The organism is Dactylosporangium sp. NPDC049525, assembly GCF_040676755.1.
In the GTDB taxonomy this organism is placed as follows: Bacteria; Actinomycetota; Actinomycetes; order Mycobacteriales; family Micromonosporaceae; genus Dactylosporangium.
In genome coordinates this window covers 1-22,793 of the sequence record NZ_JBFAPO010000058.1, presented here as the reverse complement: position 1 = coordinate 22,793, position 22,793 = coordinate 1, and the positions used below count along the sequence as shown (strand labels likewise).

General features: G+C 72.4%; 21 protein-coding genes. 13 read left to right on the top strand and 8 right to left on the bottom strand.

What is annotated here, in order from left to right; translation table 11 throughout:
- Window positions 1-191: 191 nt before the first annotated feature.
- Entirely contained in the window at window positions 192-1,961 is a 1,770-nt protein-coding gene (locus tag AB0K00_RS46545) for an ABC transporter substrate-binding protein (RefSeq protein WP_363535818.1), read from the top strand.
- A gap of 134 nt (window positions 1,962-2,095) precedes the next feature.
- On the opposite strand, the gene AB0K00_RS46540 is transcribed toward AB0K00_RS46545, so the two are convergent.
- Window positions 2,096-2,713: an NAD(P)H-binding protein gene (locus tag AB0K00_RS46540; RefSeq protein ID WP_363535815.1), complete on the bottom strand. Its 618-nt coding sequence runs from the start codon at window positions 2,711-2,713 to the stop codon at window positions 2,096-2,098.
- Between the two features lie 79 nt (window positions 2,714-2,792).
- Here AB0K00_RS46540 and AB0K00_RS46535 point away from each other — a divergent pair, with 79 nt between their 5' ends.
- Window positions 2,793-3,359: a helix-turn-helix domain-containing protein gene (locus AB0K00_RS46535; protein ID WP_363535812.1), complete on the top strand. Its 567-nt coding sequence runs from the start codon at window positions 2,793-2,795 to the stop codon at window positions 3,357-3,359.
- Between the two features lie 35 nt (window positions 3,360-3,394).
- On the opposite strand, the gene AB0K00_RS46530 is transcribed toward AB0K00_RS46535, so the two are convergent.
- Both AB0K00_RS46530 and AB0K00_RS46525 read right to left on the bottom strand, forming a co-directional pair.
- Window positions 3,395-4,483, bottom strand: coding sequence for a hypothetical protein (locus tag AB0K00_RS46530; protein ID WP_363535810.1), 1,089 nt, complete (start codon window positions 4,481-4,483; stop codon window positions 3,395-3,397).
- A gap of 88 nt (window positions 4,484-4,571) precedes the next feature.
- A complete protein-coding gene (locus AB0K00_RS46525) occupies window positions 4,572-5,225 on the bottom strand; it encodes a class I SAM-dependent methyltransferase family protein (protein ID WP_363535807.1) in 654 nt (217 codons plus the stop codon).
- A 94-nt stretch (window positions 5,226-5,319) separates the two neighbouring features.
- Between AB0K00_RS46525 and AB0K00_RS46520 the strand changes: the two genes are divergently transcribed.
- The 5 genes from AB0K00_RS46520 to AB0K00_RS46500 all read left to right on the top strand — a co-directional run bounded on the left by AB0K00_RS46520 (window position 5,320) and on the right by AB0K00_RS46500 (window position 11,154).
- A complete protein-coding gene (locus tag AB0K00_RS46520; protein ID WP_363535804.1) occupies window positions 5,320-6,693 on the top strand; it encodes a condensation domain-containing protein in 1,374 nt (457 codons plus the stop codon).
- A 59-nt stretch (window positions 6,694-6,752) separates the two neighbouring features.
- The gene (locus AB0K00_RS46515) at window positions 6,753-7,076 is read left to right on the top strand and encodes a YciI family protein (protein WP_363535801.1); all 324 of its coding nucleotides are present in this window, start codon (window positions 6,753-6,755) and stop codon (window positions 7,074-7,076) included.
- Complete coding sequence (locus AB0K00_RS46510) at window positions 7,073-8,329, top strand: RNA polymerase sigma factor (protein ID WP_363535798.1); 1,257 nt, start codon at window positions 7,073-7,075, stop codon at window positions 8,327-8,329. Before AB0K00_RS46515 ends, AB0K00_RS46510 begins: the two co-directional genes overlap by 4 nt.
- A gap of 141 nt (window positions 8,330-8,470) precedes the next feature.
- Window positions 8,471-9,838 (top strand): FAD-binding oxidoreductase, encoded by a 1,368-nt coding sequence (locus AB0K00_RS46505; protein WP_363535935.1) that lies wholly within the window; start codon window positions 8,471-8,473, stop codon window positions 9,836-9,838.
- Window positions 9,835-11,154: a class I SAM-dependent methyltransferase gene (locus AB0K00_RS46500; RefSeq protein WP_363535795.1), complete on the top strand. Its 1,320-nt coding sequence runs from the start codon at window positions 9,835-9,837 to the stop codon at window positions 11,152-11,154. Before AB0K00_RS46505 ends, AB0K00_RS46500 begins: the two co-directional genes overlap by 4 nt.
- A 70-nt stretch (window positions 11,155-11,224) precedes the next feature.
- Here the strand turns inward: AB0K00_RS46500 and tsaA are convergent, their stop codons facing one another.
- A complete protein-coding gene (gene tsaA / locus AB0K00_RS46495; RefSeq protein WP_363535792.1) occupies window positions 11,225-11,635 on the bottom strand; it encodes a tRNA (N6-threonylcarbamoyladenosine(37)-N6)-methyltransferase TrmO in 411 nt (136 codons plus the stop codon).
- 19 nt (window positions 11,636-11,654) lie between these two features.
- Entirely contained in the window at window positions 11,655-12,332 is a 678-nt protein-coding gene (locus AB0K00_RS46490; RefSeq protein ID WP_363535789.1) for an SMI1/KNR4 family protein, read from the bottom strand.
- Window positions 12,333-12,390: 58 nt separating this feature from the next.
- On the opposite strand from AB0K00_RS46490, the gene AB0K00_RS46485 reads away from it, so the two are divergent.
- Window positions 12,391-12,963: a hypothetical protein gene (locus tag AB0K00_RS46485; protein WP_363535786.1), complete on the top strand. Its 573-nt coding sequence runs from the start codon at window positions 12,391-12,393 to the stop codon at window positions 12,961-12,963.
- An 81-nt stretch (window positions 12,964-13,044) separates the two neighbouring features.
- Complete coding sequence (locus tag AB0K00_RS46480) at window positions 13,045-14,763, top strand: trypsin-like peptidase domain-containing protein (RefSeq protein ID WP_363535783.1); 1,719 nt, start codon at window positions 13,045-13,047, stop codon at window positions 14,761-14,763.
- A 59-nt stretch (window positions 14,764-14,822) separates the two neighbouring features.
- On the opposite strand, the gene AB0K00_RS46475 is transcribed toward AB0K00_RS46480, so the two are convergent.
- The gene (locus AB0K00_RS46475) at window positions 14,823-15,767 is read right to left on the bottom strand and encodes a hypothetical protein (protein ID WP_363535780.1); all 945 of its coding nucleotides are present in this window, start codon (window positions 15,765-15,767) and stop codon (window positions 14,823-14,825) included.
- 63 nt (window positions 15,768-15,830) lie between these two features.
- Here AB0K00_RS46475 and AB0K00_RS46470 point away from each other — a divergent pair, with 63 nt between their 5' ends.
- Window positions 15,831-16,421, top strand: a complete 591-nt coding sequence (locus AB0K00_RS46470; RefSeq protein ID WP_363535777.1) for a helix-turn-helix domain-containing protein — start codon at window positions 15,831-15,833, stop codon at window positions 16,419-16,421.
- Here the strand turns inward: AB0K00_RS46470 and AB0K00_RS46465 are convergent.
- Both AB0K00_RS46465 and AB0K00_RS46460 read right to left on the bottom strand, forming a co-directional pair.
- Window positions 16,409-17,344: a sigma-70 family RNA polymerase sigma factor gene (locus AB0K00_RS46465; RefSeq protein ID WP_363535774.1), complete on the bottom strand. Its 936-nt coding sequence runs from the start codon at window positions 17,342-17,344 to the stop codon at window positions 16,409-16,411. The genes AB0K00_RS46470 and AB0K00_RS46465 overlap by 13 nt on opposite strands.
- On the bottom strand, window positions 17,341-18,123 hold the full coding sequence (locus tag AB0K00_RS46460; protein WP_363535771.1) for an SAM-dependent methyltransferase: 783 nt from the start codon (window positions 18,121-18,123) through the stop codon (window positions 17,341-17,343). Before AB0K00_RS46460 ends, AB0K00_RS46465 begins: the two co-directional genes overlap by 4 nt.
- A gap of 52 nt (window positions 18,124-18,175) precedes the next feature.
- Here AB0K00_RS46460 and AB0K00_RS46455 point away from each other — a divergent pair, with 52 nt between their 5' ends.
- From AB0K00_RS46455 to AB0K00_RS46445, 3 genes are all read left to right on the top strand, one after another.
- Window positions 18,176-20,422: a PAS domain S-box protein gene (locus AB0K00_RS46455; protein WP_363535768.1), complete on the top strand. Its 2,247-nt coding sequence runs from the start codon at window positions 18,176-18,178 to the stop codon at window positions 20,420-20,422.
- A gap of 23 nt (window positions 20,423-20,445) precedes the next feature.
- Complete coding sequence (locus AB0K00_RS46450; RefSeq protein ID WP_363535764.1) at window positions 20,446-21,633, top strand: NAD(P)/FAD-dependent oxidoreductase; 1,188 nt, start codon at window positions 20,446-20,448, stop codon at window positions 21,631-21,633.
- Window positions 21,634-21,778: 145 nt separating this feature from the next.
- On the top strand, window positions 21,779-22,793 hold a 1,015-nt coding region (locus AB0K00_RS46445; protein WP_363535761.1), incomplete at its 3' end, for a serine/threonine-protein kinase.

The following is a 22,793-nucleotide window of genomic DNA, read 5'->3' as shown; positions in this document are numbered from 1 at the left end:
CGCCGTTATGCGAGCAGCAATGCCGACCAACACCGACAGACGACTCGACGACCCACATGGTGGGCGCGGTGCATGCCCGTGCCCGTCCACAGTAGAGGGTCCGATGTGGACGCCTGGCGATGTGTGCTGCCCGCGTGCCGAAACGCCGTCCACGACCGCACAGTCGTGGCATCCGGGAAGGTTCTACACACGTGAATATCAGAACGAGTGCGCTGGTGGCCGGAGCGGTCACCGCGACGCTTGTGCTGTCCGCCTGTGGCAGCGGCTCAAGCAGCGACAATACCAGCAAGGACAACAGTCAGAAAGGTGCCAACGGGTTCAACGCGGCACTGACCGGTGTGGTCAATCCTTCGGAGAAGAAGGGCGGCACGCTGAAGGTCACCAACCACGACAACCCCGATTCCTACGACCCGGTGCGCGCCTATTACGCGAACATCTGGAACTTCATGAAGGGGTACTACGTCCGTACCCTGCTGACCAACCAGCCCAAGCCCGGCGACGAGGGGCTCGTGCTGACCGCTGACCTGGCCACCGACCTGCCGAAGATCGAGGACGGCGGCAAGAAGTACACCTTCACCCTGCGCAACGGGCTGAAGTTCGAGGACGGCACGCCCATCACGTCGAAGGACGTCAAGTACGGCGTCGAGCGCGTCTTCGCCTCCGACGTGCTGTCCGGCGGCCCCAGCTACCTCATCGACGTGCTCGACCAGGGCCAGAAGTATCCGGGACCGTACAAGGACACCGACCCCGACAAGCTGGGCCTCAAGTCGGTGCAGACCCCCGACGACCACACCATCGTGTTCACGCTCAAGGAGCCGCTGAGCGACTTCCCATACCTGCTGGCGATGCCGGGTGCCGGCCCCGTGCCGAAGGCGAAGGACACCGGCGAGCGGTACTCCAACCACCCGGTCTCCTCCGGCCCGTACAAGTTCGAGTCGTACGACGAGGGCAAGAAGGCCGTCCTCGTGCGCAACGACCAGTGGGACCCGAAGACCGACACGATCCGCAAGGCGCTGCCCGACCGCATCGAGGTCACGTTCGGCACCGCCGTCGAGGAGATCGACAACCAGCTCATCGCCGGTGAGGTCGACCTGGACCTGGCGCAGACCGGCGTCCAGCAGGGTTCGCAGGCGAAGGTCCTGCTCAACCCGGACGTGAAGAAGAACGCGGACGCGCCGACCACCGGCTTCATCCGCTACTTCGCCATCAACACGAAGATCGCGCCGTTCGACAACATCCACTGCCGCAAGGCCGTGCAGTACGCGACGGACAAGATCGCGATGCAGACGGCCCGTGGCGGCCCGGACGCCGGCGGCGACATCGCCACCAACATGCTGCCGCCGAACATCGCCGGCCACGACCCGAACCTCGACCCGTTCAACACCAAGTCGGGCAAGCCGCAGGTCGACAAGGCCAAGGAGGAGCTCGCCGCGTGCGGCAAGCCCAACGGCTTCGACACCGTGCTGGCGACCCGCAACTCGGGCAAGGAGCCGAAGACCGCGGAGGCGCTGCAGGCCGCGCTGAAGAACGTCGGCATCAACGCCCGGCTCGACCCGAGCGACGCCTCGCTGTACTTCCGCTCCACCATCGGCGCGCCGTCGAACACGCAGTCGAAGGGCTACGGCCTGATGATGGCCGGCTGGGGTGCGGACTTCCCGACCGCGTCGGGCTTCCTGGCGGTGCTCGTGGACGGCCGGCTGATCCTGCCCAGTGGCAACAACAACTTCTCCGAGCTCAACAACGCCGAGGTCAACAGCCTCATCGACCAGGCGAAGGCCGAGTCGGACCCGAAGAAGGCCGCCGCCATCTGGGGCCAGATCAACAAGATCGTCATGGACGAGGCGGTGCTCGTGCCGTTCACCTACGACAAGGCACTCAACTACCGCAACCCGCGGCTCACCAACGTCTTCATCAGCCAGTACTACGGCATGGTGGACTTCGGCAGCCTCGGCGTGAGCTGACCGCACCGGGAGTGCCCGGGTTGACGAGGGACTTCCCGGGCATGCGGTGACGGTCGCGGCCGCCTGGCCTCCTTGGGGCGACCGCGAGCGTCCGGCCCGGATCCGATGCCCGTCGGATCCGGGCCGCAAGCTTGTCAGTAGGCGATGTTGACGCGGCGGTGGATGTGGGCGTCGTCGCGGAGCGACTTGAGCATCGCGTCGGCGACGTCGGCGCGGGACAGCGTCCGTCCACCGCGGACGTTGCGGTCGATGACCGTCCGATATGGACGGTGGCCGCCGTCGGTGAGGCGGGGCGGGCTGATCAGCGTCCAGTCCAGGCCGCTGGCCCGCAGGACCCGCTCCGCCTCGGCCAGGTCGTCGAAGTTGTCCTTCAGGATCCGCTGCACGATGGGCTTCGCCACCGTGCGCATGAGGAGGCTGTCGCCGCGGTCGGCGACCCGGCCGGCGGCGTCGACCGACACGATGCGCCGCACGCCCGTCGCCCGCATCGCGGCGACCGCGGCCCGTGCGCCGTCGGCCTGCACGGTCGGCGGGCCGCCCTTGCGCTGGCCGAGGGCGGTGAGCACGGCGTCCCGGCCCGCGACAGCCGCCTCGAGTGCGGCGGCGTCGTCCAGGGTCGCGTGGACGACCGTCACGCCCGGCACGTCGAACTCGCGCCGGACCACCGCCGTCATCTCGTGCCCGAGCCGCAGCCCCTGCTCGACGAGGTGCCGCCCGATCCCGCCCGTCGCGCCGAACACGGTCAACTTCATGGCATCCCCCTGGTAAGTGAGCACTCACTAACCCCTATGATGGTGGGTGAGTGTTCACTAACTTGTCAAGGGAGCCGGCTTGGCCACGCGCGACGTGATCCTGGACGCCGCCGCCTCGGTGCTGCGGACCCGAGGCCTGGCCAACTCCACCACCAAGGAGATCGCCCGCGCCGCCGGCTACTCGGAGGCCACGCTCTACAAGCACTTCCGCGACAAGATCGACCTCATGGTGGCGGTCCTGCACGAGCGCGGCCCGCAGTTCATCCCGATGCTGCAGACCCTGTCCGAGCGCGCCGGCACCGGCGCCGTCCGCGACACCCTCACCGAGCTCGCCGCCGTCGCGATCGGCTTCTACCGCGACGGCTTCCCGATGTTCGCCTCGATCTTCTCCGACCCGGCGATCCTCAACGCCCACCGCGACCAGCTCCGCGCCCAGAACCTCGGCCCGCACCGCGCCAACGACAGCCTGGTCGACTACCTGCGCGCCGAACAGCGCCTCGGCCGGATCACCCCGGACGCCGACCTGGAGGCGATCGCCGGCCTGCTGCTGGGCGCCTGCTTCCAGCTCGCCTTCATCGGCCACTTCTCGCAGCGCCGGGCCGACCTGGAGTCCGCCGCCGCCTTCGTCGCCCAGCTCCGCCTCTGACCCGCCGCCTTCGTCGCCCAGCTCCGCCGCCGGAATCAGTACCGCAGGATCAGGGCGATCCGGCCGTCGGTGGCGAGGCTGCCGTCGCCGACGAAGGTGACCTCGCCACCCTGTCGGGCGACGAGTTCGACCACGTCGTCGACAGCGTCGTCGACGAGGGTGCCGGCGGGGGCGCGGGTCGGTTGCTGCTCGGCGGGGTGCAGGTGGTCCTCGTGGATCCAGGCGGGGCTGTGGTAGGTCTCCTCGACCAGCAGGTGCGCGCCGCGGCCCTGGCGGGCCAGTTGCCACACCTCCGGCAGCCCGGCGGCGAAGCGGTTCGCGCCGCGGGCCACGTCGAGGTGTTCGAGCGCGGCGATCTGCTCGAAGGCCTGGTGCGCGGCGAGGTGCGGGGCCAGGACGCGGTGCAGGTCGCGCGGGCCCGAACGGTCGTAGTTGCCGGGGACCGTGCCGGCGATGGTGCCGCTCCACTCGGCGGAGAAGAACGCCACGTACCGCTGCACGCCCAGCACGAACACCGGCCGCGCGTCGAGGGCGTCGACCTGGGTGAGGGCGGTGGCGATGTCGCGGAAGAACTGGCGGTGCCGTTCGTCGCGGTGGGCGCTGGGATTCTGGCCGTAGTCGCGGGGCAGGCCGAGCGCGCCACCAGGACCCTCGTGCGTGAACGGGAAGCCGTGCGTGGTCACCTCGACGAGCGTGGTGCCGTCGCCGCTCCACAGGCGGGTCGGCTGCTCGGACAGCACCAGCGCCCAGTACCGGTGGCGTCTTGCCGCGTCGGCGACGACGTCGCGGATCTCGTAGCTGTCGGAGACCACGACCCGCTCGTTGACCGGGCTCTCCAGGAGGCGGACGTGCACCTGCCCGGGCGACGCGAACAGCGCCAGCCCCTCGCCCACCTGCCGCAGGTCGACGTGCGCCGCGGCCTCGGCTATCTCGTCGTACACGGCGGCGGCGACGTCCGCCGGCACCGCCTCGTCCGCTTCGAGGCGGCGGCGGGTCTCCGTGAGGAGGTTGCGTAGCCGGATCGGGTCCTGCTGGTTGGCGGGCGACGTACGGTGGGTCGGCATCAGCAGCGACACCGCCGGGTAGCCGCTCGGCGTGAGGGTGGCCAGGTCCTTCACCGTCATGCGCCCACCGTCGCGCTGCCGGCGGCGGGCCGGTTCGCCCAGGGCAGGTGAAACGCGGTGCCTCATCCTGCCCGGGACGTGCGGTGCCTCATCCTGCCCCGGACGCCCGGAAGGTGAAGAGCCGGTCGCTGAGCGCGCCGTGTCGCACGGCACCGGCGAGCCGGTGCATGCCGACCCGGAACCGGGCGTCGTCGGGGGCGGTGAACGACAGCTCCGTGAAGCCGTGCTCGGCGAACAGCGTCCGAACCCACTGGCTCGGGTCGGACCCGTCGTCGGCCCTGGCGCGGGTCCAGATCACGATGCCGCCCGCGACGAGCAGCGTGGGCAGCGCCGCGACGGTGCGCCGCACGTCGTCGTCGCCGACGTTGCCGAAGACCCCGCACGCCAGCAGGATGTGCGCGGGTCGCACGTCGAGGTAGGTGCCGGCGTCGCCCGCGTCGGCGGTGCGGATCTCGACGCTGGACAGGCCGAGGTCGTCGGCGGTCTCCCGGGCCCGCCGGGCGAGCGTCGGGTCGAGCTCCACCAGCAGCGCGCGGACCCGGCGGTCGTGCTCGGCGATGACCGGCAGCACGTCGCGCCCGTCGCCGGCGCAGATGCTGATGAGCCGCCGCGTCCCGTCCGGCTCGCTGGGGGAGGTGCCCAGCGCCCGGCGCAGGTCCCGCCGCACGACCTCGAGCCGCCGGCCCAGTGAGGAGCCCTGCGCGTCGTACTCCTGGTGCCAGCGGACCCAGTCTTTGCTCACCGCGCCATTCAATCAGTACCGGCGGGATCGGCGGGGGATGGTCAGGTTGGCCCTATATTGACAGTCGTTGAATCGCAGCGCTTGAATTCCAACGATGACGGAGCGGACGCTGGTCGAGTTCAGCGGCAGCCGGGGCGGAGTCAGCGCGCTGAGCTGGGGGCAGGTCGCGATCTGGCGGGCGATCCAGCGGATGGTCCCGGACGACGCGGTGCTCAACATGAGCTGGGTGACCGACCTCGAGGGTGAGGGCATCTCGTTCGGCACGCCCCTGTCGCGGATCACCGACACCGTCCGCACGGTCGTGGAGCGGCACGAGTCGCTGCGCACCCGGGTCCGGGCCGGCGACGACGGCGCGCCGCAGCAGGTCCTGGCCGCCACCGGCGCGATCGAGGTCCACGTCGTCGACGCGACGGCCGGCACCGCCGCAGCGGCGGCGAAGGTGCTGCAGGCGGAGCTGACCGACCCGGCGTACGACTACCCGCGCGAGTGGCCGCTGCGGGTGGGCGCGGTGCGGGTCGGCGACGTCGTCACCCACGCTGTGTTCGGCATCTGCCACCTGGTCACCGACCGCGGCGGCTTGACCGCCCTGGTCCGCGACGTGGTGCTGTGCCTGCGCGGCGAGCCCCTCGCCGCGTCGCAGGACCGGCAGCCCTACGACCAGGCCCTGCACCAGCAGTCCGCTGCCGGTCGCCGGCAGAGCGACAAGGCGCTGCGGTACTGGGCCCGGCACCTGGAAGGCGTTGCGCTGCAACGGTTCCCCGAAGCGGGCGAGCGGCCGGAAGGGGAGCCGCCGTTCTGGGCCGCCACGCTCAGCTCGCCCGCCGGGGACCTCGCCGTCACGCGGCTGGCCGGCCGGGAGCAGGTCAGCACCTCGGCGGTCATCCTCGCCGCGGCCGCCGTCCAGCTGGCCCGGCAGACCGGCGCCGGCGAGGCGGTGCTCCAGGTGATCGTCAGCAACCGGTTCCGGCCCGGGCTGGCCGACTCGGTCGGGCCGGCGTCGCAGGACGGGCTGTGCGTCATCGAGGTCGGCGACGCGGACCTGCCGGTGGTCATCGGCCGGACGATGCGGGCGTCGCTGCAGGCGTACCTGCACGCCCAGTACGACCCGGCCGGCCTCGACGACCTCGTGGCGGCGGTCGGCGCGGCCCGGGGCGGCGAGGTCGACCTGTCGGTGTCGTTCAACGACCGCCGGTTCGACGCGCAGACCCCGGTCGCCGCGGGCGAGGACGTGACCAGCGCCGCGATCGAGGCGCTGCGGCCGGCGACGGCGCTGCGCTGGGAACCGGTCGAGCACTACGGCGCCCGCTACTTCCTGCACGTCAACGCCGTGCCCGGCAGCATGGACCTGACGCTGTTCGCGGACACGTCGGTGCTGCCCGCCGCCGCGGTCGAGGCCCACCTGCGCGGCATCGAGGCGCTGCTGGTGGACGCCGCGGTGAAAACCACCGCGGAGAGCCTGTCGATATGAGGCTCCGCCGTTCGTCGTGACCACGACAGGGTCAGGGACGGACCGGAAGGGGTGTGATCGTGAGGTATCTGATGCTGGTCGTCGCCGATGGCGCGGCGAGCGACGATCCGACCAGCGACGACATCGTCGCGTGGGTCAAGGAGATGGACGACAGGGGCATCCGGCTGTTCGGCAACCGGGTGGTGTCTCCGGACGAGGCCACGACCGTGCAGGTCCGCGACGGCGAGGTGCTGCTCACCGACGGCCCGTACGCCGAGACCCGCGAACAGATGGCGGGCTTCGACATCATCGAGTGCACCGACCTCGACCAGGCGATCGAGGTCGCGGCGCAGCACCCGATGGCCCGCCACGGACGGATCGAGGTGCGGCCGTTCTGGCAGTGACCGGTCCCGGCGGCGGCGAGGTCGAGGGGGTCCTCGCCGCCGTCCATGCCGAGGAGTGGGGCCGGATCGTGGCGGCGCTGATCCGGTCCACCGGCGACTGGGACCTCGCCGAGGAGTGCGCCCAGGACGCCTTCGCCCAGGCGCTCGTGCGGTGGCCCGTCGACGGGGTACCGCGGCGGCCCGGTGCGTGGCTCACCACCACCGCCCGCAACCGGGCCCTCGACCGGCTGCGACGCGACGCCGTCGAGGCCCAGAAACTGCGGGAGGCCGCCATGCTGACCCCGAACCCCGACCCTGGCCCTGACCCTTGGGACGATCCCGGTGTCGTGCCCGACGACCGGCTGGAGCTGATCTTCACCTGCTGCCATCCGGCCCTGTCGCTGGAGACCCGGGTCGCGCTGACCCTGCGCAGCCTGGCCGGGCTCAGCACGGCCGAGATCGCGCGGGCGTTCCTGGTGCCCGAGCGCACCATGGCGCAGCGCCTGGTGCGCGCGAAGAACAAGATCCGCCGGTCCGGGATCCCGTTCCGGGTGCCGCCCGCGCACCTGCTGCCGGAGCGGCTCGAGGCGGTCCTCGCGGTGGTGTACCTGCTGTTCAACGAGGGCTACGCGGCGACCGCCGGCGAGGCGCTGATCAGGGGCGGCCTCAGTGCGGAGGCGATCCGGCTCGGCCGCGTCCTGGCCGCGCTGATGCCCGACGAGCCCGAGGCGCACGGTCTGCTGGCGCTGATGCTGCTGCACGAGGCGCGCCGCGCCGGCCGCGTCGACGCCGGCGGCGACCCGGTGCCGCTGGAGGCGCAGGACCGCACGACCTGGGACCGCCCGCGGATCGAGGAGGGCCTGGCGATCCTCGACCGGGCGCTGCGCCGCCGCCGGGCCGGCCGGTATCAGGTGCAGGCGGCGATCGCGGCGTGCCATGCGTCCGCGACGCGCGCCGAGGACACCGACTGGCGGCAGATCAGCCTGCTGTACGAGCGGCTCACCCGCCTCACCCCGGGCCCGGTCGTGGAGCTCAACCGGGCGGTCGCCGTGGCGATGGCCGACGGGCCGGCGGCCGGCCTGGCGCTCGTCGACGCGCTGCGCGACGACGGTCTGCTCAAGGGGTACCACCTGCTGCCGGCGACCCGGGCGGACCTGCTGCGCCGGCTCGGGCGGCGGGAGGAGGCGGCGGAGGCCTACCGCGAGGCACTGTCGACGGTGGGCACCGACGCGGAACGACGGTTTCTCGCCAGGAGACTGCAAGATCTCGCATAGTCAAGTTACCGTCGCGTGCCGTGAGGTTGATCACCCGCCATTGGTTGATCTTGCCTAATGTGCAAGTTTCAACTCTTGAGCACCTGGAATGTGCAAGGTCACGGGGACCTTCACAGGAAAGGAGGTGATCGAGTGAAACGGATCAACCCGAAGGGGAGACCGGAGCACGAGCGTGCGGTGGCCGTGCTGCGAGCCTCGTATGCGGCGGTGCCGGACGGCAGCCCGGTCCGCCTGGCAAAGAAGACATCCAACCTGTTCCGGCCGAGATCCGCGGCCGGGCCCGCCGGCCTCGACGTGAGCGGCCTCGACGGCGTCATCGAGGTCGACCCCCTCGCGCGCACCGCCGACGTGCAGGGCATGTGCACGTATGAGGACCTCGTCGACGCGACCCTGCCGCACGGACTGATGCCGCTGGTCGTGCCGCAGCTGCGCACCATCACCCTCGGCGGTGCGGTCACCGGCCTCGGCATCGAGGCCACCTCGTGGCGGCACGGACTGCCGCACGAGTCGGTGATCGAGCTCGACATCCTCACCGGCGCGGGTGAGATCGTCACCGCCCGTCCGGACAACGAGCACGCGGAGCTGTTCGCGGCGTTCCCCAACTCGCTCGGCAGCCTGGGCTACGCCACCCGGCTGAGGATCGAGCTGCAGCCCATCGCCCCGCAGGTCGCGCTGCGCAACATCCGCTTCGACGACGTCGAGGACCTCCTCGAGGCCGTCGGCGAGGTGATGCGCACCGGGCGCTGGGACGGCGTGGACGTGGACGTCATGGACGGCGTCATGTTCCGGCCGGAGGAGTCCTACCTGGTCCTGGGCGAGTTCGGCGGCACCGGCCCGGCGAGCGACTACACCGGGCAGTCGATCTACTACCAGTCGCTGCGGTCCAAGGCGACCGACCACCTCACCGCCTACGACTACCTGTGGCGGTGGGACACCGACTGGTTCTGGTGCTCGGCCGCGTTCGGCGCGCAGCAGCCGCTCCTGCGGCGGCTGTGGCCGACCAGGCTGCGCCGCAGCGACGTCTACCACCGCATCGTGCGGCTGGAGAACCGGTATGGTGTCGCGGCCCGGATCGACCGGCTGCGGGGCAACCCCGACCGGGAGCGGGTGGTGCAGGACGTGGAGCTGCCACTGGCCCTGACCGGCAAGTTCCTGCACTGGTTCGCCGAGAACGTGCCGATGGCGCCGATCTGGCTGTGCCCGCTGCGGCTACGCTCCGGCACCGCCTGGCCCCTCTATCCGATGCACGCGGGCGAGCCCTACGTGAACGTCGGGTTCTGGGGCACCGTCCCGATCGTGCCCGGCGCCGCCGACGGTGACGTCAACCGGGCCATCGAAGCAAAGGTGTCCGAGTTCGGCGGCCACAAGTCGCTGTACTCCGACGCGTACTACGACCGCGAGACCTTCGACCGGCTCTACGGTGCCGCCGCGTACCGCGCCGCGAAGGACCGCTACGACCCCGACCACAGACTGACCGACCTCTACGACAAGGTAGTGGGGCGACGATGACCATCACCAACAAGCGTTCCTCGGCGCCGCGGCAGCGGCCGCCGATGCCTACCGTCGCGGACATCGTCCGCGCCGTCACCACCGGTGAGCCCACCGTGCGCATCACCGGATACGACGGCAGCGCCGTCGGACCCGCCACGGCGGCGATCGGCCTGCACGTCGCCTCCGAACGCGGGCTGTCCTACCTGCTCACCGCCCCCGGTGACCTCGGCATGGCCCGCGCCTACGTGACCGGCGACCTCGAGGTCCGCGGCGTGCACCCCGGCGACCCCTACGAGGCCCTCAAGGGCATCGACGGCGGCCTGCAGCTGCGGCTGCCGTCACCCGCCGACGCGCTGCGGCTGGTGCGCGGGCTCGGCTGGGACCGGCTGCGCCCGCCGCCGCCACCGCCCCAGGAGCACGTCCCCGCCTGGAAGCGCACCCTCCAGGGCCTGCGCCACGGCCGCGGCCGCGACGCCGAGGCCATCCACCACCACTACGACGTCTCCAACGCCTTCTACGAGAAGGTCCTCGGTCCGTCGATGACCTACACCTGCGCGGTGTTCCGCTCGCCGAGCGACACCCTCGAGCAGGCCCAGGCCAACAAGTACGACCTGGTCGCCGGCAAGCTCGCCCTCAAGCAGGGCATGCGGCTGCTCGACGTCGGCTGCGGCTGGGGCGGCATGGTCCGGCACGCGGCCCGCGAATACGGCGTCAAGGCCCTCGGCGTGACGCTGTCCCGCGAGCAGGCCTCGTGGGCGCAGGCGGCGATCGAACGCGAGGGGCTCTCCCACCTCGCCGAGGTCCGCCACCTGGACTACCGCGACGCGCCGCTGGAGCACTTCGACGCGATCAGCTCCATCGGCCTCACCGAGCACATCGGGCTGCGCAACTACCCGAAGTACTTCAAGACGCTGCGCGACCGGCTCAAGCCCGGTGGCCGGCTGCTCAACCACTGCATCACCCGCGCCGACAACCGCACCTCGCACAAGACCGGCGCCTTCATCGACCGCTACGTCTTCCCCGACGGCGAGCTCGCCAGCCCCGGCAAGCTCGTCTCCGCGGTGCACGACGCGGCGTTCGAGGTGCAGCACGAGGAGAACCTGCGGATGCACTACACGCACACCCTCGCCGGGTGGAACCGCAACCTCGTCGAGCACTGGGACGCCTGCGTCGACGAGGTCGGCGTCGGCACGGCACGGGTGTGGGGGCTGTACATGGCGGGCTCCCGGTTCGCCTTCGAACGCAACCAGATCCAGCTGCACCAGATCCTCGCCACGAAGACCACCCGCCTGGGTGACTCGTCCTACCCGCTGCGCCCGGACTGGACCGCGTAACCGCGCTCCCGCAACCCAGTTCGCCCCGCCGGCCGTTCGCGACCGGCGGGGCGTTGCGTTGCGCCCCGGATCAGCGATCGGCCACCGGGTCGAGAACAGGTTTGACGTCGATGATCGGCGTGCCGTCCAGCGCCTCCAGGGCGCGGACGTGGACGCGGGTGCCGTCGACGGCGAGGACCGTCACCCGGTGCAGGCCGACCGGGTTCGGTCGGTCAGGGGAGCGGGTGCTGAACACGCCGGTCGCCGGGCGGCTCAGGTCGCCGCGCGGGTGCACCGTCAAGGTGTCGCGGTCGGCGCGGTCGAGCCAGGTGAGCAGCAGCACCTCGGTGCCGGCGGTCAGGTCCCGCAGCGCCGGCTCGACGTCTGCGGTGAACCGGAGCCAGGCGTCGGGGGCACCCTCATCACTCTGCTTCGGCGCACCGGCCCGGTCGAGCAGCGGCGACTCGACCCAGCCGACGGGTCGGATCACGAAGTCGGTCATGCCGCCCGACCGTACGCCATCACCCGGCCCGGCGCGGCCCGCCCGACCGATCGCCGGTCCGACCCCCCTCGGCGGTCCCGAGCCAATGCAGGTACCACTGCCCGAAGGTGACCCGGCGGTGGTGCGGTAACCACGCCGGGGTCATGCCGCGGCCGTCGACGCGGTGGTCGAGCCAGATGTTGCCGCGTTCCGGGCCGGTGACGATCAGCCACTCCCCGAGCCCATCGCCCTCGTGGCAGATGTAGAGCGCCCCGTGGGTGCGGCGGGGGTTGAACATCGTGGTCTCGTGCCGGTCATGCCACCGCTCCCACTCGTCGTGGTAGTCGTTGCGCGGCTCGAACGTGAACGGGTCGGGGCAGTCGTTCTCGATGTCCTCCGCGACGCGCCAGTCCGAGGCGCGCAGCGGGAAGGGCTTCGCCAGGTTGGTCAGGTCGTTCGGGTCGTAGTCCTGGTCGACCCGCCACCGCCACTCGCCGTCCACGTGCTCGACCGGGAGGACGCCGGAGAACGGCCCGGGGCCGCCGCGGCCGACGTGCAGCAGGAACTGCTGGTAGTCCGCCGGAAGTTCGACGCCGAGCTGGCGCTGCACGGCGTCCAGCTCGGCCGGTGTGAGGGGCGCTTCGAGCTCCCGCCAGGTGTGATCGGCCGGGGTCAGCCTGAGCACCCGTGCCCGGACCCCCGGCCAGTCGATCAGCACCGGCACAGCGTAGGCGGTGCCGCCGGTACCCTCGCCGGGGCGGAACGGAGGCGTGGCGGTGGAGCCACATCGGGTGTACGAACCGGTCGGGTCGGAGGTGCACGAGTGGCTGCAAGGTGCCACCGCCGAGGACCGGCGGGCGCTGGTCGACCTCGGGCGGCAGGCGCCGGGAGGCCCGTTGCCGCGGATCCGGGTTCAGGTGGTCAAGGCGGACGAGCGGCGCCGCCGGCTGCGGCAGTCCGGGCTGCTGTGGCTGTCCTCGGCGGTGCTGGCGATGACGGCGGAGGTGCGACGGCAGGTCGAGCCGCTCGTGGGCGCCGACGGTGAATTCGCGGAGCTGCCCAGCGACGACGGCGAGTTCTGGATGTTCGTGCCGCACGTCAGGGAGCTGCTGGACGAGGAGCGGTCCTGCGTCGTGCGGTTCGACAGCGGCAGGATCATGTACGCGACGCGATACGCGTTCAGCGGCGCGGGCCTTGCGGAGGTCACCGCGTTCCGGGTTCCGCAGCTTGCCACCGGCCCCGCGTTCTGTTCGGGGAGACTGGTCGAGGCGCTGGCGGCCGAGCGCGGGGTCACGTTCGCCGAGGTCTGGCCGGTCAAAGCCGGCAGGAGCCTCAAGGGTCTGCCCTAGATTGGGATGATCACAAGGCTCACGGCGAGTTCCCAGGCGAAGTCCAGTTTGGGCGGAGGTGCGTTGTGCAAGGTGGACATCATGAGTGACGAGGACCGCCAGTGGAGCGCACCGCCCACCGCCGCACGACCCGCGACGCCCGGGCAGCCGCCGGGGGCGAACGGCTCGCCGGGGACCTCTGACCTCCCGTCCTCGCCCGCCGCCGCGCAGCCGGAGCCGGGGTCGTCACCCGCTCCCGTCTGGGCGAAGCCGGCCGGCGCCGACGTCACCGAGCCGCGCACGGGGCCGTTCCCGCCGACGCTCCAGGGAGCATCCGGGCTCCAGGGAGCATCCGGCGCCTCGACCACGCCGCTGCCGGGTCACCCGCAGCACGTCGCCGGCGCCCGCACGGCGGCGCTGCCGACCAGCCCGGTCGGGCCGGTCGGCCCGGCTGGCGCGGAGCCGGGGCGGGCCGCGCCGGGCGCGCAGACCTGGCCGACCAGCCCGATGACGCACCGGACCGGTGCGTTCCCGACCACGGGGGCACCCGGCCTCGGCTCGACCACGGCGGCGTTCCCCGCCGTCGGCCCGCCCGGGCAGCAGCAGCCCGTGAGCGCTCAGCCCGGGTACCACGGCGGACAGCACGCATACAACGGCCAGCCGGGCTCCGGCGGCCCGCTCGGCTACCCGGTGTCGGGCCAGCCCGGGTACAACGGGCAGCCCGGCTACAACGGCCAGCCGGGGTACAACGGGCAGCCTGGCCACAACGGGCAGCCCGGATACGGCGGCCAGCAGCCCGTGCGTGGTGGGCGGATCGTCGGGCTCATCGTGGCGGGCGTCGTGATCGCGGTGGTGTCGGCGTTCGGTGGGGGCCTCGTCGCGACCAACTTCGCCGACGACAGCGCCGCGCCGACCACGGTCATCACCCGCAACGCCGCGCCGAACCTGGAGCGGGGCTCGGTCGGGGCGGTCGCCGAGGCGGTGCTGCCGAGCGTCGTGGACATCACGACCCAGGAGGGTGAGGGCTCCGGGGTCATCATGAGCACCGACGGCACCATCATCACCAACAACCACGTGGTGGCCGGCGCGACCAAGCTGACGGTCACGTTCAGCACCGGCAAGACCGCCACCGCCACCGTCGTGGGCACGGACCCGGCCGGGGACATCGCGGTCATCAAGGCGCAGAACGTGTCGGGGCTGACCGCGGCGAAGTTCGGCGACAGCGACGCGCTGCGGGTCGGCGACACCGTGCTGGCCGTCGGCAGCCCGCTCGGGCTGCAGGGTTCGGTGACGGCGGGCATCGTCAGCGCGCTGCACCGCACGATCAGCACGGGGGAGCAGGGCGCGAAGTCGATCGCCGACGCGATCCAGACCGACGCGGCGATCAACCCGGGCAACTCCGGTGGCGCGCTGGTGAACCTGGCCGGCGAGGTCGTCGGCATCAACACCGCGATCCTCACCGCCGGGCAGGACAGCAACGGCAACATCGGCGTCGGCTTCGCGATCTCCGCGAACCGGGCCCGCGCCGCCGCCGACGAGCTGGCGAAGGGCGGGAAGGTCAGCCACCCGTACCTCGGGGTGCAGCTCGGCGACGGCCAGAACGGCGCCCTGATCGGCGGGGTCGTGGCCGCGGGCCCGGCGGACAAGGCCGGCATCAAGACCGGCGACCTGGTGACGAAGATCGGCAACACGCAGATCAACGGCGCGACCGACCTCATCAACGCCATCCAGGCCGCCAAGGTCGGCGACAAGGTCACGATGACCATCACGCGCAACGGCGCCGAACAGCAGGTCACGGTCACGCTCGGCGAGTCGCCGTAAACAAGCAGAACCCTTTCGCAGCAACGGCCCGCGCTCGCCACAGCGCGGGCCGTTGTGTGTCACGACCCGGGCCCGAGCTGACCGATCAGCGAGCGGAAGCGGGCGAACGCGGGCTTCGGCGTGTAGTCGGAGCGGACCAGGCCGAACTGGAACATCACGTCCGGATTGTCCGAGTCGGCGTCCCGCAGCGAGAAGTGCTCATACGTGGTGACGTGCAACGGCCCGGACAGCGCGTCGACGGTGCGCACCACGGTCTCCAGGACGTCGGCCTGTCGGTCGGGTGAGCGGCTCGGGCCGGTCGCCCAGCCGTGCTCGGTCACGTGGATCGGGGTCGTCGCCGCGATGCCCGCCGCGGCCAGACTGTGCTCGCGGAACCCGCGCAGCACCGCCGCCACGGCACCGTCGAAGGCGTCCACCGGTACCGGCCGGAACACGTCGGGAAAGAAGTCCAGGCCGACATAGCCGAGGGCGTCGGTGAACTCGCGCCCGCCGAGGCGGCCCAGGCCGGTCCAGAACTCCTGCGCCGGGTCGAAGACGGGCGTGGAGTTGCAGCCGACCAGCACGTCGACGCCGAGCCGGTCCGCCTCGTCGCGGGCCGCCAGGACGCCCTCCACGATCGCCCGCCGGACCTGCGGGAACCCGCCGTCGCCGCCGGGGCCGTCGTGGTTGGCCTCCTCGCCGACCTGCAGCGTGGCGAGGGTGTCGCCGTGCTCGCGGACCAGCCCGCGCAGGAACGCCAGCCATCCGGTCAGGTCGTCGCCGGGCTCGTGGAAGCAGGCCACCAGGTCGAGCCGCCGGGCGCCGGTGGCGTGCCGGGCCGGTCGCGGCGGCGCCTCCAGGTGCCCGCCGAGGGCGTCGCTGTAGTGCAGGTAACCGCGGACGAGCTGCGGTCGCAGGTCATCGAGCCGCTCGTCGATGCGCGCCGCGTCCTCCGGCGGCCCGGGCGTGACCACGCCGTCCAGGTCGGCGCCGAGGCCGCCCGGATAGATCCCGAAGTGCAACATGCGGCCACGGTACGACGAAACTTGGTGTGACGCCAAATTTGATGTGACGCTATGATTGTCGGCGTGGCATTGCGGGCGGAGAAGAAGGCGGCGACCAGGACGGCGATCGCGGACGCGGCACTCGCCCTGTTCCTGGCCAAGGGGTTCGACCGGGTCACGGTCGCGGAGGTGGCCGACGCGGCCCGGGTCTCGGTGAACACCGCGTTCAACTACTTCCCGACCAAGGAGGACCTGTTCTTCGACCGGCAGGACGAGGTCGTGCGGCGTCTCGCGGATGCGGTGCGGGACCGCCGGCCGGGGGAGTCGCCGGTCGCGGCGGTGCGGCGGCTGTTCCTCGACGAGCTCGACCGCGGCGAGCCGACCCTCGGCCTGAGCCCGGACGTGGGCGCGTTCTGGCAGGTCGTCGAGGACTCGGCGGCGCTGCAGGCGAGGGCCCGCCTGCTCTCGCAACGCGCGGAGGAGGCCCTGGCGGAGGCCCTCGGCGGCGCGCGGTGGCGGGCCGCCGTGCTGGCCGGCGTGGACCGGGCCCTGCACGCGCAGATCCGGGACCGGATGCGCGCCGGCGACGACCCCGCCGCCGTGCGCGCCGCCGTGCGAGCCGAGGCCGAGACCGCGTATGCCGCCCTCGCCCGCGCGCTGGATCAGGCCGAGTGAACCAGGCTCGCCGGCAGGTCGAACAGCGGGAACAGGTCCGCGCGGCCCAGGAACGCGACCGACGACGTGACGAGCGGCCCGCCGGTGAGCAGCAGCAGCGCGAAGGGCTTGCCGTCGCGGTACTGGCCGAACGCCGGCCCGCCGTTGGCCCGCACCTGGAGCAGCACGTCGCCGCGGCAGGCGTCGGAGGCGCGCATCGTCGCCGCGATCGCGTCGCGGCCGGACAGCCACCACGAGAACGGCGGCATCGACATCGTCGCGTCCTCGTGCAGCAGCGACACCAGCGTGTCGATGTCGTGGTTGGTGAACGCGTGGACATACCGGTCCAGCAGGTCCTGGTCGAGCTCGCCGTGGCCGGGCCGCCGCTGCGCAGGGACGGACGGCAGGGTGGCGCGGGCGCGTTGCAGGGCGCTGTTGACCGACGGGACCGAGATCTCCAGCAGTGTGGCGACCTCCGCCGCCGACCACGCCAGGACCTCACGCAGGATCAGCACCGCGCGCTGCTTCGGCGGCAGCACCTGCAGCGCCGCGACGAACGCGAGCCGGATCGTCTCCCGCTGCACGGCGAGCTCCGCCGGGTCGCCATCGGCCGGCAGGACCCGGGCGTCCGGGATCGGCCCGACGAACGCGGACTCCGGCAGCGGCGCCCCGAAGTCGCCGCCGACGGTGCCGGCCGGGGCGAGGTCGACGGCCAGGGCGCGGCGGCCGGCGGCGCGCAGCACGTCCGTGCACACGTTCGTGGCGATCGTGAACAGCCAGGTCCGCAGGCTGCCGCGGCGCTCGTCGAACCGGGCGGCGGCGCGCCACGCCCGCAGCATGGTCTCCTGCACCGCGTCCTCGGCGTCGAAGGGGGAGCCCAGCATGCGATAGCAGTACCCGGTGAGCGCCACCCGGTGAATGTCGAGGTCCGGCCCGGAGATCACGTGCGGACACCGACCGCGCAGAGGGCAGCGTAGGCGCCCGGGTCCTCGACCGGCGGGTCGCCCGGCTCGGGGTGCCACAGCGGCAGGTGGACCAGGCCCGGGTCGAGCAGCTCCCAGCCGTCGAACAGGCCGAGGATCGCGGCCCGGTCGCGCAGCACCAGCGGCGTGCCGGTCCGCACGTACAGGTCGGCGAGCTCCTCGAGCCGGTCGGCGCGGGAGCCGGTGGTGCCGTGTGAGACCGCGAGGAGGCTGCCCGGGGCGACGGCGTCCCGGTAGCGGCGCAGGGCCGCGTGCAGCTCCGGCGAGTCCGGGATGAAGTGCAGCATCGCGACCAACAATAGGCAGACCGGCCGGTCGAAGTCGACCAGCGCGCGCACCGACGGGTCGCCGAGGATGCGCTCGGCCTGATGTAGGTCGGCCTGCAGGAGCACGGTGCGGGGGTCGTCGCCGAGGATCTGCCGCGAGTGGATGACCGCGGTCGGGTCGACGTCGACGTAGACGACCCGGGCGTCCGGGTCGGCGGCGCGGGCGGCCTCGTGGACGTTGCCCTCGGTCGGGATGCCGGAGCCGATGTCGATGAACTGGCGCACCCCTCGGGACGCCGCGAACCGTACGGCGCGGCGCAGGAACGTCCGGTTGTCCCGGGCCACCTGCGGCAGGTCCGGGACCAGGGCGATTGCCCGTTCCGCGACCTCCCGGTCGACCGCGAAGTTGTGGCTGCCGCCGAGGAAGCGGTCATAAATACGGGCGGCACTAGGGCGGTTCGGGTCTACGCTCATCCCACCGCTTTCCGAAACTTGCCAACTGTCCGTTTTTGTCACCTTACTCTGGGTGCAGGGGCAGACGTGCGGGGGCGGTCAGGTGCAATGGACGGAGACGCTCGCGAGCGGCCTGCTGGAGGTGGCGCCGGACGCGATCGTGGTGTGTGACGGCGACGGCGGGATCGTGTTCGCCAACGGCGCCGCGCGGGCGATGTTCGGCGCCGACAACCTCGTCGGCGCGTCCGTCAACGTGCTCGTGCCACCGGCGGTGCCGCCGATGATCGACCGGGTGCGCGCCTACCTCGGCGCCACCCACCCCGACAAGCGGCAGGGGCAGCCGCTGAAGGCGGTCCGCCGGGACGGGACCCCGTTCTCCGCCGAGGTCACGCTCTCGGTCGTCGAGGGGCACATCTTCGCCGTCCTGCACGACCTCAGCGGGCACACCGGCGCGGACCGGGCCCGGTCGCTGCTCGCCTCGATCGTGCAGTCCTCACACGACGCGATCGTCTCCACCGACCTCGACGGGCTCGTGCTGTCGTGGAACCCGGGCGCCGAACGGCTCTACGGCTACACGGCCGGGGAGATGCTCGGCCGGTCGAAGGACCAGATCATCCCGCCGTCCCGGCGCGCCGACGAGGCCGAGATCCGCGCGATCGTCGCGGCGGGCGGTCGCGTCGACCCGTACCGGACGCTGCGCCAGCGCGCCGACGGCACCGTCTTCACCGTGTCGATGCTGGTGTCGCCGCTGGCCGCACCCGACGGCCGCACGATCGGCGTCACCAGCACCACCCGCGACATCAGCGAACGGGAACGCGCCGAGGCGCAGATGCAGGCCGTCATCGACGCCGGGCCCGACGCGCTCATCGGGGTCGACGAGAGCAACCGGGTCGCACTGGTCAACAGCCAGGCGGAGCGGCTGTTCGGCTACCCCCGCTACGACCTGCTCGACATGCCGGTGCGGCGCCTGCTGCCCGACGGCGCCCGCGCCGACGGCTGGTCCGGCCCCGCCGCCCGGCACCGCGACGGCACGCTCGTCCCGGTCGACATCACCCGCAGCGTCCTGCGCACCGACGAGGGCGTCATCTCCCTCGCCGGCATCCGCGACGTCACCGAACGCATCGCCGCCCGCGCCGAACAGGAGCGGCTGCGGGCCGAGGCGGACCGGCAGATGGACGAGGTCCGGCTGCAGCGCACCCAGCGCCTGGAAAGCCTCGGCCAGCTCGCCGGCGGCGTCGCGCACGACTTCAACAACCTGCTCGCCGTCATCCTCAACTACGCCGAGTTCATCGTCGAGGACGGCGCCGGCACCCCGTTCGCCGAGGACGCCAAGCAGATCCTGCGGGCCGGCCAGCGCGGCAGCGACCTCACCCACCAGCTGCTCGCGTTCGCCCGGCGGGAGGTGATCCGGCCGGTGCCACTGGACGTCAACCGGGTCATCACCGAGGTCGAGCAGATGCTCACCCGCTCCATCGGCGAGCACATCGCGCTCAGCACGGCGCTGTCCGAGCGCCTCCCATCCGTCGTCGCCGACCCCGGCCAGCTCGAACAGGTCCTCGTCAACCTCGCCGTCAACGCCCGCGACGCGATGCCCGAGGGCGGCCGGCTCACCATCGACACCGGCACCGTCACCGTCGACGACGAGCACTCCATGACCCGCGACGGCTTCAAGCCCGGCCTGTACGTGCGGCTGCGCGTCTCCGACACCGGCACCGGCATGCCCCGCGACGTGCAGGACAAGGCGTTCGAGCCGTTCTTCACGACCAAACCCAGCGGCGCCGGCACGGGCCTGGGCCTGGCCACCGTGTACGGCATCGTCGTGCAGGCCGGCGGCACCGTGCGGCTCTACTCCGAGCCCGGCCTCGGCACCACCGTCACCATCCTGCTGCCGGCCAGCGACGCCAAGCCGCTCACCACCGGCGCAACCACCTGCCCGGACCTCCCCGCCGCCACGGGGCAGACGGTGCTCGTCGCCGAGGACGAGGAGGCGCTGCGCGAGGTGACCACCCGCATCCTCGGCCGCGGCGGGTACACCGTGCTCGCCGCCTCCGACGGTGCCGACGCCCTCCAGGTCGCGGCCGCCCACGACGGCCCGATCGACCTGCTGCTCAGCGACGTCGTCATGCCCGGCATGCTCGGCCGGGTCCTCGCCGAACGCCTCCAGCACGCCCGCCCGGACACCAGGGTGCTGTTCATGTCCGGCTATGCCCAGCCGGTCCTCACCAGCAACGGCATCCTCGACCCCGGCGTCCACCTGGTGGAGAAGCCGTTCACCGGCGCCGACCTGCTCGCCGCGGTGGCCGAACAGCTCACGGCATAACCCGGTTGTGTACGGTCTCGGACATGGACTTCGATGTGATCGTGGTCGGGGCCAGGGTGGCCGGCTCGCCGACCGCCATGCTCCTGGCCCGCCACGGGCACCGCGTGCTGCTGCTCGACCGGGCCACGTTCCCCAGTGACGTGGTGTCCACGCATCTGCTGCACGTACCGGCGATGGCCATGCTGCGGCAGTGGGGCCTGTTCGAGCAGGTCGCCGCATCGGGCGCGCCCGCGCTGGACGGGTTCACGATGGACTTCGGCCCGTTCGTCATCAGCGGCCCGCCACCGGCGGTCGACGGCGCGGCCCACCCCTACTGCGTGCGCCGCACCGTCCTGGACAAGATCCTGCTCGACGCCGCGGCCGCCGCCGGCGTGACGGTCCGCGAGTCCACCACGGTCACCGGCCTGCTGCGCGACGCCGCCGGCCGGGTCACCGGCGTCGAGGGCGCCCAGTTCGAGGCGTCCGCGCCGGTCGTCGTCGGCGCGGACGGCCTGCACTCCGTCGTCGCCCGCGAGACCGGCGCCGCGCTGTACGACGCGACCCCCTCCGCGACCGCCTGCTACTACACGTACTACCGCGGTGTCTCCGGCCCGGGCGCGGAGATCTACCAGCTCGGCGACCGCGCCGTGGTGGTCTTCCCGACCAACGACGACCTCGCCTGCGTCTTCGTCGCCTGCCCGGCCGCCGAGTTCCACGCCTTCCGCGCCGACATCGAGGGCAACTTCCTCGCCGCCGTCGCCCGCGTGCCGGGCCTCGCCGGCCGGGTCGCGGCGGGGGAGCGGGTCGAACGCTTCCGCGGCACCGCCGACGTGCCCAACTTCTTCCGCACCTCGCACGGCCCCGGCTGGGCCCTGGTCGGCGACGCCGGCTACCACAAGGACCCGTGCACCGCGTCCGGCATCACCGACGCGTTCGTCTCCGCGTCCCTGCTCGCCGCCGCGATCCACGCGGGCCTGCCGTCACCGTCGTCGCTGGACGCCGCCCTCGCCGACTACCAGCGCCGCCGCGACGAGCGTTTCCTCCCGGCGCTGCACCTCACCCGCGACCTCGCCTCGATGGAGCCACCGACTCCGCAGATGGCGGCGCTGTTCGCGGCGATCGCCGCGTCACCGGCGGAGAGCACCCGCTTCTTCGGCGCGATGCAGGGCAGCACCCCGCTCCCGGAGTACTTCGCCCCGGACAACGTCGCCCGCATCATGTCGACGGCCTGACCCCCGAGCGTTGCCGTTGTCCGGCGAAGTGTTGTATGAATTCGGCCGTTGGGCTGTCCCAAGACAGGCGGCGACCGTCCCATAATCATGACTTTGCGGCTCAGCGTGCACCTTGAGCATTGGTCCGGCCTGCGAAGGGGGCGCGTTGATCGGCGCGGGAACGGTGCTGGCTGGGCGGTACGAGATCGGGCAGCACATCGCCAGCGGCGGCATGGGTGACGTGTGGCAGGGACACGACCGGGTGCTGGGGCGCACGGTGGCGGTCAAGCTGCTGCGGAGCCCGTCGGGCGAGTCGGCCTTCGTCGAGCGGTTCTGGGCCGAGGCGCGCACCATGGCCACGATCAGCCACCCCGGCGTGGTGGACGTGTACGACTTCGGCGACGACCCGGCCACCGGCGTGTACCTGGTGATGAAGTACATCGAGGGCGAGTCCCTCGCGCGCACCCTGGACCGGGTCGAGCGGCTGACCGCCGAGGCGACGATGCGGCTGGTCGCGGAGGCGGCCGACGCGCTGCACGCCGCGCACGAGAAGGGCGTGACGCACCGCGACATCAAGCCCGGCAACCTGCTGATCCGCCCCGACGGCAGCACGGTGCTCACCGACTTCGGCATCGCGCGTTCGGCCGCGGCGACCCATCAGACCTCGGCCGGGCTGCTGCTGGGCACGGCCTCCTACATCGCGCCCGAACGGGCGGACGGGCAGCCGGCGACCGCCCAGTCCGACATCTACTCCCTCGGGGTCGTCGCCTACCGGTGCCTGGCGGGGCGGCTGCCGTTCGTGGGGGAGAGCTTCCTGCAGATCGCGCTGCGACACGCGCACGACGAGGTGCCGCCGCTGCCGCAGGACGTGCCGTCCGGCGTGCGGGAGGTCGTCGAACGGGCGCTGGCCAAGGACCCGGCGGCGCGGTGGCCCTCCAGTGCCGCGCTCGCCGTCGCGGCGCGGCGCGCGATGGACGCGCGACCGGCCCCGCCCGCGACGGCACCGGAGCCGGTCGGGCACGCGACGGAAGCGGAGCCGACCCGGCGCGAGCAACCACCGGTGGCGCCGGCCCGCGGCGGGCCCTCCGGCCGCGGCCGGGTGCTGCTCTGCCGGCCGGCCTGTTCCAGGAGATCCGGGCCCTCGACCACCCGCCGCTGCCGTGGGTCGCGCAGCTGGCCCG